Below are 16,387 nucleotides of genomic sequence, written 5' to 3' on the forward strand. Positions count from 1 at the left end.
ATGCCCGGGTCCGGTCGGTTCGCTTCGGTTCGCCACAGCGGGGCGTTCGACTCCGCCCCCACGCGAATCGAACTCCCGGCTCAGAACGGTTAGCCCGCTCGCCGAGAACCCGAATCCCGACCGCCCCCGCCGGCCCGCCCGCTGACGGGGCATCCATGCGAAAGGGCCCGGCGGAAGTCGATTCCGCCGGGCCCGTTGCGTCTTCGCCCCGCGCTCACTCCGCGCTGTCGGGGCCCGGCGGCGGCGCGGACTTGGTCGCCGTCGCGGTCGCCGTGGCCGTCTTCGTCGCCGTGGCGGTGGCGGTGGCGGTGGCGCTCTTGGTCGCCGTGGGAGTCGGCGACTGCGTCGCCGTCGCCGTGGGGGACTGGCTGGCGGTCTGTGTGCGGGTACGGACCGGCTGCGGCTGGGTCTCGTTGCTCGTCGGCGTGTTGTCCGTGGGCTGGCGCGAGTGCGTCGGGTCCGGCGAGTCGGACGCGCTCGGCTTGTCGCTGGGGACGGTCTGGGTCGTTCCCGGGTCCTGCTTCTCGCCGCCCTTGCCGCCGCCCACGCCGTTGACCGCGTAGGCCACGCCGCCCGCGATCGCGACGATGGCGAGGACCGCGAACAGCCACATCTTCCAGCGGCCGCCGCCGTTGCCGCGCCGGTCGTCGTAGACCTCGTAGCCGCCGCTGTGACCGCCGGAGTGGCCTCCCGGGGCGCCGGGGAAGGCCGCGCCGTCGTCCGGGTTCAGCGGCGGCACCATCGGCTGCTGGAACTGCGAGGTCGAGGCGTTCGAGCCGTAGCGCGGCCCGCCGCCGTTTCCGCCCACCGGCGGCATGGCCGTGGTGGCGGCGACGCCGCCGCGACCGTGCGGCAGCGACATGGTGATCGGGCCGGTGTTCCAGGTACCGGTGTTCGGGCCCTGGTCGTGCAGCATCTGCAGTGCGTACTGGACCAGCCCGCGCATCTCCTCGGCGCTCTGGAACCGGTCGTCCGGGTCCTTGGCGAGGGAGCGCATGACGAGCCCGTCGAGCTCCTGCGGGATGTGGTGGCCCTCCGGCAGCTGCGAGGGCGGCACGGGCGCGTCCTGGACGTGCTGGTAGACCACGGAGAGCGGGGTCTCGCCGGTGAACGGGGGTCGCAGCGCGAGGAGTTCGTAGAGCAGGCAGCCGGTCGCGTACAGGTCGCTGCGGTGGTCCACCGCCTTGCCGAGAGCCTGTTCGGGCGACAGGTACTGCGGGGTGCCCATGACCATGCCGGTCTGGGTCATCGTCGCCTGACCGCCGTGCAGGGCGCGGGCGATGCCGAAGTCCATCACCTTCACCGCGCCGGCGTCGGTGATGATGACGTTCGCCGGCTTGATGTCGCGGTGGACGATGCCGTGCTGGTGCGAGTACGCGAGGGCCTCCAGCACGCCCGAGACGATGATGAGCGCCTGCTCGGGGCCCGGGGCCTCGGCGCTGATCAGCAGGTCCCGGATGGTGCGGCCCTCGACCAGCTCCATGACGATGTACGGGACGGTGTTCGGGCCGACCCGGTCCTCGCCCGAGTCGTACACGGCCACGACGGCGTGGTGGTTGAGCCCGGCGACGGACTGCGCCTCGCGGGTGAAGCGGGCTTTGGACACCGGGTCCTCGGCGAGGTCCGCGCGCAGCAGCTTCACCGCGACGGTGCGGCCCAGCCGCACGTCCTCGGCGGCGAACACCTCCGCCATGCCGCCGCGGCCCAGCCGGTGCGTCAGCCGGTAACGGCCGTCGCCCACCAGGCCGCCGTCGCCCCAGTGCTCAGGACCGTCGGTCATCCCGGCGCCGTTTCCCTCGGGTTCGGGTGCCATCAGTCCTCGCCGTCGTCTCTCTCGGCCGCCGCTCAGCGGTAGTCCTCTTTATTGGTGCTCCGGTGAACGCTACAGCCTCGGAACCGGTCACCGTTCGGACAAGGCCACCCTGTGCACGTGTGGTCACGGAACGGGCACCCGGCTTGACGTGTGCTTGCCCTGGGGCAGACTGGGCGCCACATGCGCCCGGCCGGAGGCGTGGAAGGCACATTCCGAGGGGAAGCAACAGTCATGAGCCAGGACGGCACTCAGGGCCAGTACGCGGGCGGCTCTCTGGCCGGTGGCCGTTACCAGCTAAGGGACTTGCTGGGTGCCGGCGGCATGGCCTCCGTGTACCTCGCGTACGACTCCGCCCTCGACCGGCAGGTGGCCATCAAGACCCTGCACAGCGACCTCGGCCGGGAACAGTCCTTCCGCGAGCGTTTCCGCCGCGAGGCCCAGGCTGTAGCGAAACTGTCGCACACGAACATCGTCTCGGTCTTCGACACCGGTGAGGGCGAGGTGACGTTCGGCGGCGGCCGCCCGGACGACGGTGCCGTGATGCCGTACATCGTCATGGAGTACGTGGAGGGCAAGCCGCTCGGCTCGGTGCTGGACGCGGACATCCGGCAGTACGGCGCGATGCCCGCGGAGAAGGCGCTGAAGGTGACGGCCGACGTACTGGCCGCCCTGGAGACCAGCCACGAGATGGGCCTGGTCCACCGCGACATCAAGCCCGGCAACGTGATGGTGAACAAGCGCGGCGTGGTCAAGGTGATGGACTTCGGCATCGCCCGCGCCATGCAGTCGGGGGTCACCTCGATGACCCAGACCGGCATGGTCGTCGGCACCCCGCAGTACCTCTCGCCCGAACAGGCCCTCGGGCGCGGCGTCGACGCCCGCTCCGACCTGTACTCCGTGGGCATCATGCTGTTCCAGCTGCTGACGGGACGGCTGCCGTTCGACGCGGACTCGCCGCTCGCCATCGCGTACGCCCACGTGCAGGAGGAGCCGGTCGCGCCGTCCTCCATCAACCGGTCGGTGACCCCGGCGATGGACGCGCTGGTGGCGCGGGCGCTGAAGAAGAACCCGAACGAGCGCTTCCCCACGGCAGCGGCCATGGGCGACGAGGTCGCGCGGGTGCTGGGCTCCGGGCAGACCGGGGCTCCGGTCATCGTGCCGGGCCAGGGGCCGCTGAGCAGCGGCGCGGGGGTGTCCTCCGCCGTGTTCCCGCCGGTGGAGTCCGGTTTCCAGGCCCCGCCGCAGTCGGTGCAGCAGCCGTACCAGGCTCCGCACGCCCCGACGCCCGCCCCGCACGCCCCGACGCCCGCCCCGTACGCCCCGACGCCGGCCCCGCAGCCGCACGCGCAGGGCGGCTACGCCTACCCGCACGCGGCCCCGCCGCAGCAGGGCTACGCGCCGCAGACGCCGCCCCCGTACACGATCTCCCCGGCGGGCGGGGCGGGCGCGTCCGGCTCCGGTGGCGGCGGCAAGCGGAACACGCCCGTGGTCGTGGGGGCGATCGCGGTGGCGGTGCTGGCCGTCGGCGGCCTGATCGCGGCGATCTCGATGAACGGGGACGACAAGGGCGGCACCACCGCCGATCCGGGCAGCTCGGCGTCCGCGTCCGCGAAGGCCGGCTACAAGGGCCCCGACGTCACCCGCACGATCGACCCGAAGAAGTGCTCGGAGCCCACGAAGCACTACAGCGAGGCAGGCAAGTACCAGGCGCCGGACCTCAAGTACAAGAACGTGTTGTCCGTGAAGGCCTGCATCCAGGCCTCGGGTGGCAAGTACACGATCGTCGAGAAGGACGAGGCCGTGTACGGCAAGGACACGGTGCTCAGCCAGTCCCCGGCCGCCGGCGACAAGATCGACAAGGAGGGCACGGAGTACACGCTCACCGTGTCCACCGGCAATCCGGAGTAGGCCCGCGGCAACCGCGGGACAACCGGCCCGCACGACGACCGCCCGCACGACACACCGGCATCCCGAGCACCCACCAGGGCGCCCGGGATGCCGTTTTTGCCCCACTATGTAAATCTGAGCGCGTATCGCTGACCCCAGCGAGCACGCCGGCGCTCGGGACGGGAGGGGCTCCCCGTGATCCAAGGCTTCCGTCCTTCGCGCTGGCTGGCGTGCGCCGCGCTGGCCGCCGCCGCCCTCGCACCCGCCGCCTCCGCGTACGCAGGCCCGCCCGCCCCGGCCCACCCCGACCGCACCCCCGTCCACCGCACGCCCGTCCACCGTGTCGCACCGTCCACGGACCGGGCGGCGCACCTCGCGGCCGCCCGGACCGAGGAGGCCGACGGGGGCGACGACGCCCGCGAGGAGCTTGCGGGGAGCGCCGCCGGGGTCGGCCGCGAACGGCCCGGCCGGCCGGCCGGAGAGCCCGCCGACCCGGAGCTGCTGATCGCCTCCCGGCCGCTGCCGGTGCACCCCCGCACCGAGCCCACGCCGCCGGCGCCGCCCCCGCCCTCGCCGCCCGTGCCGCCACGCCCCACCGCCGCCCCGACAGCGCGTGACGCCGTCACCGCCCTCGGCACCGAACCCAATGACCGCGCCGCCGACCTGGCCGCGCACATACTGCCGCTGGGCACCGGATTCGCCCTGATGGGGCTGGGGCTGGGATATCTGGGCGTGCGGCTGCGGCGGGGAGCGTAGCGCCGTCCTCCTTCCGCCGTCCCCCTTCCGGCGTACGCCCCGGGATGGTTGCCCACCGTGAACATACTCGGTATATATACCGAGTATGTCGATCCGTCACGGGCTGCTCGCCCTCCTGGAACGGGGCCCTCGGTACGGCTCCCAGCTGCGCACCGAGTTCGAATCCCGGACCGGCTCCACCTGGCCCCTCAACGTCGGGCAGGTCTACACGACCCTGGCCCGGCTCGAACGCGACGGCCTCGTCGCACCCGACGGCGAGGACACCGCGGGGCACACGCTCTACGCCATCACCGACACCGGGCGCACCGAACTGCGCCAGTGGTACGAACGCCCCGTCGACCGCGCCAACCCGCCCCGGGACGAACTGTCCATCAAGCTCGCCATGGCCGTGGGCGCCCCGGGCGTGGACATCCGCGCCGTCATCCAGTCCCAGCGGCACGCCACCATCCGCGCGATGCAGGACTACACCCGGCTCAAGGCCACCGCCCTGGCGGCGGTCGAGAGCGGCCGGTCCGGCGAACGCGACGACGTCGCCTGGCTGCTCGTCCTGGAACAGCTCATCTTCCAGACCGAGGCCGAGGCGCGCTGGCTCGACCACTGCGAGGCCCGGCTCGTCCGGCTCTCCCTGCCGGCCGACCGGAGAGCCGCCGCGCCCGAACCGCCCCAGGCCGCCGCCGAGAACCCGGCCCCGACCACCGCCCGTTCCCGCACCGCCCGCACGCGGCGCGCCTGAACCGCCTTCCCAGGGGGATCCTCCATGCCCGACCAGCGCCAACCCCGGCAACCCGTCCTGCAGTTGGAGCGGCTCGTCCGCACCCACGGCAGCGGCGCCACCGAAGTGCACGCCCTGCGCGGCATCGACCTCGCCGTCCACCCCGGCGAACTCGTCGCCGTCATGGGCCCCTCCGGCTCCGGCAAGTCCACGCTGCTCACCCTCGCCGGCGGCCTCGACGTCCCCACCAGCGGCCGAGTACTGGTCGAGGGCACCGACATCACCACGGCGAGCCGCACCCAGCTCGCCGCGCTGCGCCGCCGCAGCATCGGCTACGTCTTCCAGGACTACAACCTGATCCCGGCCCTCACCGCCGCGGAGAACGTCGCCCTGCCGCTCGAACTCGACGGGACCTCCGCCCGCAAGGCCCGCGGGGCGGCCCTCGCGGCGCTCACGGAGATGAACCTGGGCGTCCTCGCCGACCGCTTCCCCGACGAGATGTCCGGCGGCCAGCAGCAACGCGTGGCCATCGCCCGCGCCCTCGTGGGCGACCGCCGCCTCGTCCTGGCCGACGAGCCCACCGGCGCCCTCGACTCCGAGACCGGCGAGTCCGTCCTCGGCCTGCTGCGCTCCCGCTGCGACGCGGGCGCGGCCGGGGTCCTCGTCACCCACGAGCCGCGCTTCGCCGCGTGGGCCGACCGCGTGGTCTTCCTCCGCGACGGCACCGTGGTCGACGAGACCACGCGCAGCCACGCCGACTCCCTCCTGTCCGGGCAGGCGGGCGGCCAGTGATCTCCTCGCTCCAAGGCTGGTACCACTCCTGGGTCGCCGCCGTGCGCATCGCGCGCCGTGACGCCTGGCGCGCCAAGGGCCGCAGTTCCCTGGTCCTCGCGATGATCGCCCTGCCGATCGTCGGCGTCAGCGCCGCCGACCTCACCCTGCGCAGCGCCGAGCTCTCCCCCGACCAGGCCGTCAGCCGCGTGGTCGGAGCCTCCGACGCCCGGGTCAGCACCTCGTACGCGGGCAAGGCCATCTACCAACTGCCCGACGGGTCGCGCTACGTACCCGTCGGCGGCTACGACAGCGCCGACGTTCCGACGGAACCCGAGAAGAAGTCCCCGGAGCAGGTGGCCGCCGGGTTCCCGCCCGGAAGCAGGATCCTGAAGGACTCGGCCGGCTACGGCAAGGTCCGCACCCGGCACGGGCTGCTCGACACCGACCTGCGCGAGATCGACCTGCACGACCCGCTGGCGAAGGGCCTGGTCACGCTCGACCGCGGCCGGCTGCCCGAGCAGGCGGGCGAGGTCGTCGCGACGAACGCCTTCCTGGACAACTCCGGCCTGTTCGTCGGCTCCTCGGTCACCCCGCGCGGCGCCACCTCCGCCTACAAGATCGTCGGTGCGTACGAGTTGCCGAGCGAACTCGGCAAGGTGCAGGTCATCGGCCCGCCCGGGAGCCTGATCGGCCCCCTCGACCAGGCACTCCAGGCCTCCGGGGGCACCGGGTTGCACCCGGATGATTCCTATCTGGTCACCGTGGGCGGTGAAGGTTTCACGTGGAACATGGTCCAGGCGGCCAACGCCAGGTCCCTGGTCGTCGTCTCCCGTGCCGTCGCCAACCACCCGCCCGCCGACGCCGACGTACCCCTCTACCGCCAGGAACCCAAGGAGCAGTTCGAGCGGGGCTCCGGCAGCGCCACCGAAATGGCCATCCTGGCCACGGTCGTGGGCCTCGCCATGCTGGAGATCTGCCTGCTCGCCGGACCGGCCTTCGCCGTCGGTGCCCGCCGCTCGCGCCGCCAGCTCGGCCTGGTGGGGGCCAATGGCGGGGACCGCCGTCACGTCCGTTCCATCGTGCTCTCCGGCGGTCTGGTCATCGGCGCCGCGGCCGCCGTCTCCGGTACCGCGATCGGCATCGCCCTGACCGTCGCCCTCCAGCCGGTGCTGGAGGAGCAGCTCGGCAACCGCTTCGGCGACCTGGACTTCCGCCCGCTCGAACTGGCCGGCATCGCCCTGCTCGCGGTGGTGACCGGACTGCTGTCCGCGATCGTCCCCGCGGTCACCGCCTCCCGGCAGACGGTGTTGGCCTCACTGACCGGCCGCCGCGGTGTGCGCAGGTCCAACCGGGTGCTGCCGGTGGTCGGCCTGGTCGCCGTCGCCGCCGGTGCCGGGATCGCCCTCTACGGCAGCGTGTCGGACCTGGGCTCCACCGTCGTGGCGGGCGGCAGCGCGCTCGCCGAGCTCGGCATCGTCGCCCTCACCCCGGTCCTGGTCGGCGTCTTCGGACGGCTCGGCCGCCGGCTGCCGCTCTCCCCGCGGCTCGCGCTGCGCGACGCCGTGCGCAACCGGGGCCGTACGGCGCCCGCCGTGGCAGCGGTGCTGGCCGCCGTCGCCGGCACCGTGGCGGTGGCCACGTACCAGCACAGCAGCGACATCCAGAGCCGGCACGAGTACGTCGCCGACCTCCCGCACGGCACCGGCTCGCTGCTGACCTCCGAGAACGGCGCCTACCGGGACGTGCCCGCCCTGCGCGAGTCCCTCACCAAGCAGCTCCCGGTCGCCCGCCGGGCGGACGTCGACCGGCTGGTCGTCGGCAAGCCGGGCTGCGAGCCGTTCTCCCGGGACCCGGCCTGCGGCCGCGCCGAGATCATCACCCCCAAGGACCAGCGGTGCCCGCTCTACGAAAGCCCCGACCCCGAGGCCTTCAGCGCGGAGGAGGCCCGCCGACTGCGCCAGGACTGGCGCTGCCAGGGCGCCACGCGGGGCACCCAGTACTCCACGGTCGTCGCTGACGAGAAGCTGCTGAGCGTGCTCGCGGTCACCGACCCGGGCTCCGTGTCCGCTCTCCGGCAGGGCCGGGCGGTCGCCTTCGACAAGAGGCAGGTCAAGGACGGCACACTCACCCTGCGGATCATCACCGGGCCGGACGAGGCCGAGGGCATCGCCGGTCCGGCGAGGGAACCGGTCGGCGTGGACAAGCTCATCCCCGTCCACCTGGTCCCGGAGGGCACCGAGGGATGGGGCATCGAACTGGTCCTGCCCCCGGCTGCGGTGCAGGCCACGGGGCTGACCACGGCCCCGGTCGGCTCGTACTTCGCCCTCGACGGGACGCCGGCCTCCGAGCAGCTGCAGAGGATCGCCGCGGACATCGACCGGATGGGTGTGGACGCCTCTCTGCGGATCGAAGCGGGCTACCAGGGCAACGACAGCCTGGCCCTGCTCGCCCTGTCCGTGTTCGCCGGCCTGGTCACCATCGGCGCGGCCGGCATCGCCACCGGACTGTCCCAGGCCGACGCCGAAGCCGACCTGAAGACGCTGGCAGCGGTGGGCGCCCCGCCGCGGGTGCGCCGGACGCTGAGCGGCTTCCAGTGCGGGGTGGTGGCCCTGATGGGCGTCGTCCTGGGCTCGGCCGCCGGGATCCTGCCCGCGATCGGCCTGCGTCTGACGCAGCGACGGGAACTGGAGGCGCTCGCCCAGCGCGCCGTCGAGGAGGGCTACTCCGCGGCGGGCGAGTCCGTGCCGTTCGTGCCGATCGCCGTGCCGTGGGAGACCCTCGCCGGACTGCTCGTCATCGTCCCGCTGGGCGCGGCCCTCCTGGCGGCGCTGGTCACCCGCTCCAGCGGCGCGCTGGCCCGCCGGGCCGCGGGCTGAGCAGGGGGGGGATTTCCCCGGTCCGGTGCCCCCGTACAGGGTGGATCACGACGGTACGGGGGCACACCGTGTGAGAACGAAGGTGTGCGAGAGAATGACGGCATGGAGATGCCGAGGAGTGAACGGTCGCAGGACAGTCCCCCGCACGTCCTGATCGTGGGACAGGACGGGTCGGCGGTCGGCGACGCCGATGACGAGTCGCGCGAGGTCCCGGTGACGGAAATGGTCGAACAGCCCGCCAAGGTCATGCGGATCGGCAGCATGATCAAGCAACTCCTTGAAGAGGTACGCGCCGCGCCCCTCGACGAGGCGAGCCGGGTCCGGCTCAAGGACATCCACGCAGCCTCCGTGAAGGAGCTGGAGGACGGCCTGGCCCCGGAGCTCGTGGAGGAACTGGAGCGCCTGTCCCTGCCGTTCACCGAGGAGACCATCCCCTCCGAGGCGGAACTGCGGATCGCACAAGCCCAGTTGGTGGGCTGGCTGGAGGGCCTCTTCCACGGCATCCAGACCGCACTGTTCGCGCAGCAGATGGCAGCGCGGGCCCAGTTGGAGCAGATGCGCCGCGCCCTCCCGGCGGGGGGTCCGCACGACGACGACGATGACGGCGGCCACGGCGCGATCCGTTCGGGCCCCTACCTCTAGCCTCCGACCGTCCGCACGAAGCACGGGTCCGGGCCCGCGCCCCCAGGGGCGCGGGCCCGCCCGTTTCCCCGGCGCCGCCAGGACGAAGCACCGGCGGAAACAAGCACCGGGCAAGGGCGGCTCCTCGCCGGAAACACCGTCCGCGCATACTCATGGGCATGAGCTACGACGCGATCGTGCTGGCCGGCGGCGCCGCGCGGCGACTCGGCGGGGCGGACAAGCCCGCGCTGAGCGTCGGCGGGCGAGCGCTCCTCGACCGCGTCCTCGACGCCTGCCCGGATGCCCTGCGCACCGTCGTGGTCGGCGGCAGGAGGCCCACCGCGCGCCCCGTGCAGTGGGCCCGCGAGGACCCGCCCGGGAGCGGCCCGGTGGCCGCGCTGGACGCCGGCCTGCGCGGGACCACCGCGGGGCTGGTCCTCGTACTCTCCGCGGACCTGCCGTTCCTGGACCGGGAGACCGTGGCGGCCCTGCTGGCCGCGCCCGACGAACACGGCACGGACGGGGCGATGCTGCGGGACCCCGGTGGGCGCGACCAGCCACTGGTCGCCGCCTACCGGGCCGAACCCCTGCGCCGCGAGGTCGCGCTGCTCGCCGCCGAACACGGCGGCCTCGCCGGGCTCCCGCTGCGCGCGCTCACTGCGGAACTGCGGCTGGCTCCCGTCGCGGCCCAGCCACTCGCCGCGTTCGACTGCGACACCTGGGAGGATCTCGCCGCCGCCCGCGCCCGGATCAGGGAGCATGGAACCGTGCTGGACCAATGGATCACCGCAGTCAAGAACGAGCTGGGCATCGACCTCGCCGTCGACACCACGACCCTGCTCGACCTCGCCCGGGACGCGGCCCACGGCGTCGCCCGGCCCGCCGCGCCCCTGACCACCTTCCTGGTGGGGTACGCCGCCGCCCACGCGGCCGCCACCGGCGCCGACCCCGCGCAGGCCGTGGCCGAGGCCTCCCGCAGGGCCGCGGACCTGGCGCTGCGCTGGGCAGCCGAGGCGGAGGCCGATGGCGCCGCCCCCCGAGAGAACGGCTCGGCATGACCCCCGCGAACTCCGCCGAACAGGCCCTGGAGGAGGCCCTGGCCCTGGTCAGCCGCGCCCCCGGGGGCGGCGCCGGCGGCAGCCACCGGGCCGCCGCCTGGCCGCGCGCCCGGGACACTGCCGCCCACGCCGGGGCCGAGATGCGCGCCCGCAGCCATGACGTCCCCCTCGCGGACGCCCTCGGCGAGGTCCTCACCGCCTCCCTGGAGGCGCTGACCGACCTGCCGTCCTTCGACACCTCCGCCATGGACGGCTGGGCCGTGGCCGGCCCCGGCCCGTGGCACGTCAGCGAGGGCGACGGCGTACTGGCCGGCTCCGGCCTTCCAGAGCCCCTCGCCGACGGCGAGGCCGTCCGGATCGCCACCGGTGCCCGGATCCCCGCCGACACCACCGCCGTCATCCGCAGCGAGCACTGCCGCGAGGCGGGCGGACAGCTCTTCGCCGGCCGGCCCGTCGTCACCGGCCAGGACATCCGCCCGCGCGGGCAGGAGTGCCGCTCGGGTGACCTGCTGCTGCCCGCCGGCTCGCTGGTCACGCCCGCGGTGCTCGGACTCGCCGCGGCCGCGGGCTACGACGAGCTGACCACTCGGCCCCGCCCCCGCGTGGAGATCCTGGTGCTCGGCGACGAACTGCTCACCGAGGGCCGCCCGCACGACGGGCTGATCCGTGACGCCCTGAGCCCGATGCTGGCCCCCTGGCTCACGCGCCTGGGGGCCGAGGTCATCGGCACCCGGACGCTCGGCGACGACCCGGCCGGTGCGGCCGCCCTGCTGAAGGCCGTCACCACCACCACCGCCGACGTCCTGGTCACCACCGGCGGTACCGCATCCGGACCCGTCGACCACGTCCGCCCCGTACTGGAGAAGGCCGGAGCCCGGCTGCTCGTCGACGGGGTGGCGGTGCGGCCCGGGCACCCCATGCTGCTGGCACGGATCGGCGACCGGGCGGACGGGCGGCATGTGGTCGGGCTGCCCGGAAACCCCCTCGCCGCCGTATCCGGGCTGCTGACCCTCGCCGAGCCGCTGCTGCGCGCCCTCGCGGGGCGCCGCCCGCGCCCGCGCTACACGGCGACCGTGCAGGGCGCCGTACAGGGGCACCCCTACGACACCCGGCTGGTCCCGGTCCGGCTCGACGACGAGCAGGCCGTACCGCTGCGCTACCACGGCCCCGCGATGCTGCGCGGCGTGGCGGCCGCGGACGCGCTGGCCGTCGTACCACCGGGGGGCGCCCGGTCCGGACAGGAGCTTGAGGTCCTCGATCTGCCGTGGGCCTCTGGAGGATGTTTCACGTGAAACTGCCCGGACAGGACGCCATGGCCCGCGGCGCGGACGAGAAGCTCGTCTCGCGGCGCATCAAGCTGCCCAAACGCATCGTCGAGCATCCGCTGCGGCAGGTCGCCAAGCGTCTCCTGATGGCCTTGTTCGTGCTCTTCCTCACGGTCTTCATCGTGTGGCTGGACCGCGACGGCTACCACGACAACGCCAACGAGACGGTCGATCTCCTCGACTGCTTCTACTACGCGACGGTGACGCTGTCGACGACCGGCTATGGCGACATCGTCCCCTACAGCGACAGCGCGCGGCTGATCAACATCCTGCTGATCACACCGCTGCGCGTGCTGTTCCTGATCATCCTCGTCGGTACCACCCTCGAAGTCCTGACGGAACGGACGAGGGAAGAGTGGCGGCTGAAGCGCTGGAGGAAGAACTTGCGCGAACACACGGTCGTCGTCGGCTTCGGCACGAAGGGCCGCTCGGCCCTCCAGACACTGCTGGCCACCGGCGTCTCCAGGGAGCAGGTGGTCATCGTCGACCCCAGCGCCAAGGTCATCGACATGGCCAACGCCGAGGGGTTCACGGGCGTGGTCGGCGACGCCACCCGCTCGGACGTACTGCTCCGTGCCGAGCTCCAGAAGGCCCGTCAGGTCGTCATCGCCACCCAGCGCGACGACACGGCGGTCCTGGTCACTCTGACGGCCCGGCAGCTCAACCGCGGAGCGAAGATCGTCGCCGCGGTGCGCGAGGAGGAGAACGCCCCGCTGCTGCGCCAGTCCGGGGCGGATGCGGTCATCACGAGCGCCAGCGCGGCCGGCCGGCTGCTGGGCCTGTCGGTGCTCAGCCCGAGCGCGGGCACCGTGATGGAGGACCTGATCCAGCAGGGCAGCGGCCTGGACCTGATCGAACGGCCCGTCCGCAAGTCGGAGGTCGGCAAGTCGGTGCGCGACACCGACGACCTCGTCGTGAACGTGCTGCGCGGCCACCGGCTGCTCCCGTACGACGATCCGCACGCGAGCCCGCTCCAGCTGACGGACCGTCTCATCACCATCGTGCGAGCGATTCCGCCCACCGCTCCGAAGTCGACGTTGGGTCCTGCCGAGTAGCCGCGCCGTGGCGTAGCCTCCGGGCCATGCATGCGATCACCATCGAGCAGCCCGGCGGCCCCGAGGCCCTCGTCTGGGCCGACGTCCCCGATCCGGTACCGGGCGAGGGCGAGGTCCTCGTCGAGGTCGCGGCGAGCGCCGTGAACCGCGCCGACGTGCTCCAGCGGCAGGGCTTCTACGATCCGCCGTCCGGCGCCTCACGCCATCCGGGCCTGGAGTGCTCCGGGCGGATCGCCGCGCTCGGGGCGGGGGTGTCCGGCTGGTCGGTGGGCGACGAGGTCTGCGCCCTGCTGGCCGGCGGCGGATATGCGCAGCGGGTCGCCGTGCCGGCCGGCCAGCTGCTGCCGGTTCCGGCCGGAGTGGACCTGGTGACGGCGGCCGCGCTGCCGGAGGTCGTCACGACGGTGTGGTCCAACGTGTTCATGGTGGCCGGACTGCGCCCCGGCGAAACCCTGCTGGTGCACGGCGGGTCCAGCGGCATCGGAACCATGGCGATCCAGCTCGGCAAGGCCGTCGGCGCGACGGTCGCCGTCACGGCCGGTGGCCCGGAAAAACTGGCCCGCTGCAAGGAGCTGGGCGCGGACATCCTCATCGACTACCGCGAGCAGGACTTCGTGGAGGCGCTGCGGGCCGCCACGGGCGGGGCCGGGGCGGACGTGATCCTCGACATCATGGGCGCCAAGTACCTCGCCCGGAACGTGGACGCCCTGGCCGTCAACGGCCGGCTCGCGGTGATCGGCCTGCAGGGCGGGATCAAGGCCGAACTGAACCTCGCCGCACTGCTGGCGAAGCGGGGCGCGATCACCGCCACCTCGCTGCGGGCGCGGCCACTGGAGGAGAAGGCGGCGATCGTCGCCGCCGTCCGGGAGCACGTGTGGCCGCTGGTGGCCGCGGGGCGCGTCCGGCCGGTGGTGCACGCGTCGTTCCCGATGGCGCAGGCCGCCGAGGCTCACCGGGTCATGGAATCCAGCACCCACGTGGGCAAGCTGTTGCTCACGGTGTGAACCCCGCGCGCCGCGAACGCCGGCGGGCCCGTCTCCCGGCCCCTCCGGGGTTCGCGGACCGGGGCGGGAGGCCGGGGGGCGGGGACGCGGGGGCCGGATCCCCGATCTTCGAGCCCGCCCCCGGCACACTCCCTACAGGCTGCGCAGCAGCACCGCCGGGGCTTCCACGCAGTCGGCGACGTAGCGCAGGAAGCCGCCCGCCGTACCGCCGTCGCAGACCCGGTGGTCGAAGGTCAGCGACAGCTGGACCACCTTGCGGACCGCCAACTGGCCTTCGTGGACCCACGGCTTGTCGATGATCCGGCCGACACCGAGCATCGCCGCCTCGGGGTGGTTGATGATCGGCGTGGAGCCGTCGACCCCGAACACCCCGTAGTTGTTCAGGGTGAAGGTGCCGCCCGTCAGGTCGGCCGGGGCCAGCCTGCCCGCGCGGGCGAGCTCGGTCAGCCGCGCGAACTCCGCCGACAGGGACTCCGGGTTGCGGTCCTGCGCGTCCCGGACGACCGGAACCACCAGGCCCCGTTCGGTCTGTGCGGCGAAGCCCAGGTGCACCGCCGGCAGCCGGACGATCTCCCTGGCCGCGAGGTCCACGGTGGAGTTCAGCTCCGGGTACCTGGCCAGCGCGGCCGTGCAGATCCGCGCCAGCAGCGCGAGCACGGAGATCTTGGGTCCGCCCACGGCGTTCATCGCGGCCCGGGCGGCCATCAGCTCGGTGGCGTCGGCGTCGACCCAGCAGGTGGCGTCCGGGATCTCGGCGCGGCTGCGCGACAGCTTCTCGGCGACCGCACCGCGCAGCCCCTTCAGCGGGATCCGCTCGCCCTGCGCCGCCACCGGAGCCGTCGCGGGGGCGGCAGCCGGGGCGGGCGCCCGCAGCGCCGCGAGGGCCGCCTCGACGTCGGCCCGCAGGATCAGGCCCTCCGGCCCCGAACCGTGCAGCGCGCGCAGGTCCACCCCGCCGTCCCTGGCCAGCTTGCGCACCAGCGGCGAGATGACCGGCACCGGCCCGGCGGGGGCCGTGGGAGCGGCCGGAGCCACCGCGACCGGAGCCGGGGCGGAGGCCCGAGCCGGGGCGGAGGCGGGGGCGGGGGCGGAGGCCGGGGCGGGCGCCGACACCGCGGCGGTGACGGGTCGCACCCGCCGCCGACGCGCCGGGCGCGAGTGGTCCGAGCCGTAGCCGATCAGCGGCCGGGGCGCCTCGCCGGAACCCTCGGCCTCCGCTCCCTCCGCACCCTCCGCGGCCCCGGCGGGCAGCGACTGCGCGCCCACCGCGACGGTGATCAGCGGGGCGCCGACCGGCAGCTCCTCGCCCTCCTCGCCGAAGCGGGCGGTGACCACACCGCCGTACGGGCAGGGCACCTCCACCATCGCCTTGGCCGTCTCGACCTCGACGACCGGCTGGTCGATGGCGACGACGTCGCCCACCGCCACCAGCCACCGCACGATCTCGGCCTCGGTCAGGCCCTCGCCGAGGTCGGGCAGCTTGAATTCCATTACCTGCGCCATCAGTTCTCCCACTGCAGGCGGGCCACGGCGTCCAGGATCCGTTCCACTCCGGGCAGGTGGTGCTTCTCCAGCATCGGCGGCGGATAGGGGATGTCGAAGCCCGTGACCCGGAGCACCGGGGCCTCCAGGTGGTGGAAGCACCGCTCCGTGACGCGGGCGGCGATCTCCGCACCCGGCCCGCCGAAGCCGCCGGCCTCGTGGACGACGACCGCTCGACCGGTGCGGCGTACGGATTCCACGACCGTCTCCTCGTCGAAGGGGACCAGGGAGCGCAGGTCCACGACCTCCAGGTCCCAGCCCTCCTCGCGGGCCGCCTCGGCCGCCTCCAGGCAGACCGGCAGCGAAGGCCCGTAGGTGATCAGGGTGGCGCTCGTGCCCGTGCGCCGGACCAGAGCCTTCCCGATGCCCGGGACGGTGGCCGGCGCCTCGGGCGACCAGTCCGCCTTCGACCAGTACAGCCGCTTCGGCTCCAGGAAGACCACCGGGTCGTCGCTCGCGATCGACGCGCGCAGCAGCCCGTACGCGTCCTCGACGGTCGCCGGAGTGACCACCGTCAGGCCCGGGGTGGCCACGTAGTAGGCCTCCGAGGAGTCGCAGTGGTGCTCCACACCGCCGATCCCGCCGCCGTAGGGCACGCGGATGGTGATCGGCAGCGGCATGGCGCCGCGGGTGCGGTTGCGCATCTTCGCCACGTGCGAGATCAGCTGCTCGAAGGCCGGGTAGGCGAAGGCGTCGAACTGCATCTCCACGACGGGCCGCAGCCCGTACATGGCCATGCCGACGGCCGTGCCCAGGATCCCGGCCTCCGCGAGCGGGGTGTCCGTGCAGCGGTCCTCGCCGAACTCCTTCGCGAGGCCGTCCGTGATCCGGAAGACACCGCCGAGCGTCCCGACGTCCTCGCCCATCACGTGGACCGTCGGGTCCTCCGCCATCGCGTCGCGCATGGCCCGGGTCAGGGCCTGCGCCATCGTCGCGGGCTTGGCCCCCGTCTTCGCGGACTTCG

At 73.6% G+C, this 16,387-nt stretch carries 13 protein-coding genes; 10 read left to right on the plus strand and 3 right to left on the minus strand.

What is annotated here, in order from left to right:
* Positions 1-214: 214 nt before the first annotated feature.
* Complete coding sequence (locus AW27_RS16350) at positions 215-1,813, minus strand: protein kinase domain-containing protein (RefSeq protein WP_078556295.1); 1,599 nt, start codon at positions 1,811-1,813, stop codon at positions 215-217.
* 231 nt (positions 1,814-2,044) lie between these two features.
* On the opposite strand from AW27_RS16350, the gene AW27_RS16355 reads away from it, so the two are divergent.
* The 10 genes from AW27_RS16355 (at position 2,045) to AW27_RS16400 (ending at position 13,881) form a co-directional block, all read left to right on the plus strand.
* Positions 2,045-3,721, plus strand: a complete 1,677-nt coding sequence (locus AW27_RS16355; protein ID WP_037920557.1) for a Stk1 family PASTA domain-containing Ser/Thr kinase — start codon at positions 2,045-2,047, stop codon at positions 3,719-3,721.
* 174 nt (positions 3,722-3,895) lie between these two features.
* A complete protein-coding gene (locus AW27_RS16360) occupies positions 3,896-4,456 on the plus strand; it encodes a hypothetical protein (RefSeq protein ID WP_052030359.1) in 561 nt (186 codons plus the stop codon).
* An 85-nt stretch (positions 4,457-4,541) separates the two neighbouring features.
* Positions 4,542-5,189, plus strand: coding sequence for a PadR family transcriptional regulator (locus AW27_RS16365; RefSeq protein ID WP_037920554.1), 648 nt, complete (start codon positions 4,542-4,544; stop codon positions 5,187-5,189).
* 24 nt (positions 5,190-5,213) lie between these two features.
* Positions 5,214-5,960, plus strand: a complete 747-nt coding sequence (locus AW27_RS16370; protein WP_037920552.1) for an ABC transporter ATP-binding protein — start codon at positions 5,214-5,216, stop codon at positions 5,958-5,960.
* A gap of 101 nt (positions 5,961-6,061) precedes the next feature.
* Entirely contained in the window at positions 6,062-8,818 is a 2,757-nt protein-coding gene (locus AW27_RS16375; protein WP_078556405.1) for an ABC transporter permease, read from the plus strand.
* A 102-nt stretch (positions 8,819-8,920) separates the two neighbouring features.
* Positions 8,921-9,460 carry a bacterial proteasome activator family protein gene (locus AW27_RS16380; RefSeq protein ID WP_037920550.1) on the plus strand — a complete coding sequence of 180 codons (540 nt, stop codon included), beginning with the start codon at positions 8,921-8,923 and terminating at the stop codon, positions 9,458-9,460.
* Positions 9,461-9,618: 158 nt separating this feature from the next.
* The gene (locus tag AW27_RS16385; protein ID WP_037921366.1) at positions 9,619-10,497 is read left to right on the plus strand and encodes an NTP transferase domain-containing protein; all 879 of its coding nucleotides are present in this window, start codon (positions 9,619-9,621) and stop codon (positions 10,495-10,497) included.
* Positions 10,494-11,789, plus strand: coding sequence for a molybdopterin molybdotransferase MoeA (locus tag AW27_RS16390; RefSeq protein WP_078556293.1), 1,296 nt, complete (start codon positions 10,494-10,496; stop codon positions 11,787-11,789). The genes AW27_RS16385 and AW27_RS16390 overlap by 4 nt, the downstream gene beginning before the upstream one ends.
* Positions 11,777-12,877, plus strand: coding sequence for a potassium channel family protein (locus tag AW27_RS16395; RefSeq protein WP_037921362.1), 1,101 nt, complete (start codon positions 11,777-11,779; stop codon positions 12,875-12,877). The genes AW27_RS16390 and AW27_RS16395 overlap by 13 nt, the downstream gene beginning before the upstream one ends.
* 26 nt (positions 12,878-12,903) lie before the next feature.
* The gene (locus AW27_RS16400) at positions 12,904-13,881 is read left to right on the plus strand and encodes an NAD(P)H-quinone oxidoreductase (RefSeq protein WP_037920548.1); all 978 of its coding nucleotides are present in this window, start codon (positions 12,904-12,906) and stop codon (positions 13,879-13,881) included.
* A 132-nt stretch (positions 13,882-14,013) separates the two neighbouring features.
* Here the strand turns inward: AW27_RS16400 and AW27_RS16405 are convergent, their stop codons facing one another.
* A complete protein-coding gene (locus tag AW27_RS16405) occupies positions 14,014-15,384 on the minus strand; it encodes a dihydrolipoamide acetyltransferase family protein (RefSeq protein ID WP_037920545.1) in 1,371 nt (456 codons plus the stop codon).
* A complete protein-coding gene (locus AW27_RS16410) occupies positions 15,384-16,352 on the minus strand; it encodes an alpha-ketoacid dehydrogenase subunit beta (RefSeq protein WP_172671323.1) in 969 nt (322 codons plus the stop codon). Before AW27_RS16410 ends, AW27_RS16405 begins: the two co-directional genes overlap by 1 nt.
* Between the last annotated feature and the right edge of the window lie 35 nt (positions 16,353-16,387).

The organism is Streptomyces sp. PCS3-D2, from assembly GCF_000612545.2.
In the GTDB taxonomy this organism is placed as follows: Bacteria; Actinomycetota; Actinomycetes; order Streptomycetales; family Streptomycetaceae; genus Streptomyces.

What these genes read in the sequence shown, in the direction of transcription:
- AW27_RS16375 (WP_078556405.1), top strand. Translation starts at nt 6,062, where the DNA reads ATGATCGCCCTGCCGATCGTCGGCGTCAGCGCCGCCGACCTCACCCTG.
- AW27_RS16370 (WP_037920552.1), top strand. Translation starts at nt 5,214, where the DNA reads ATGCCCGACCAGCGCCAACCCCGGCAACCCGTCCTGCAGTTGGAGCGG.
- AW27_RS16395 (WP_037921362.1), top strand. Translation starts at nt 11,777, where the DNA reads ATGTTTCACGTGAAACTGCCCGGACAGGACGCCATGGCCCGCGGCGCG.
- AW27_RS16350 (WP_078556295.1), bottom strand. Translation starts at nt 1,813, where the DNA reads ATGGCACCCGAACCCGAGGGAAACGGCGCCGGGATGACCGACGGTCCT.
- AW27_RS16400 (WP_037920548.1), top strand. Translation starts at nt 12,904, where the DNA reads ATGCATGCGATCACCATCGAGCAGCCCGGCGGCCCCGAGGCCCTCGTC.
- AW27_RS16365 (WP_037920554.1), top strand. Translation starts at nt 4,542, where the DNA reads ATGTCGATCCGTCACGGGCTGCTCGCCCTCCTGGAACGGGGCCCTCGG.
- AW27_RS16355 (WP_037920557.1), top strand. Translation starts at nt 2,045, where the DNA reads ATGAGCCAGGACGGCACTCAGGGCCAGTACGCGGGCGGCTCTCTGGCC.
- AW27_RS16410 (WP_172671323.1), bottom strand. Translation starts at nt 16,352, where the DNA reads ATGGCGCAGGCCCTGACCCGGGCCATGCGCGACGCGATGGCGGAGGAC.
- AW27_RS16385 (WP_037921366.1), top strand. Translation starts at nt 9,619, where the DNA reads ATGAGCTACGACGCGATCGTGCTGGCCGGCGGCGCCGCGCGGCGACTC.
- AW27_RS16390 (WP_078556293.1), top strand. Translation starts at nt 10,494, where the DNA reads ATGACCCCCGCGAACTCCGCCGAACAGGCCCTGGAGGAGGCCCTGGCC.
- AW27_RS16405 (WP_037920545.1), bottom strand. Translation starts at nt 15,384, where the DNA reads ATGGCGCAGGTAATGGAATTCAAGCTGCCCGACCTCGGCGAGGGCCTG.
- AW27_RS16380 (WP_037920550.1), top strand. Translation starts at nt 8,921, where the DNA reads ATGGAGATGCCGAGGAGTGAACGGTCGCAGGACAGTCCCCCGCACGTC.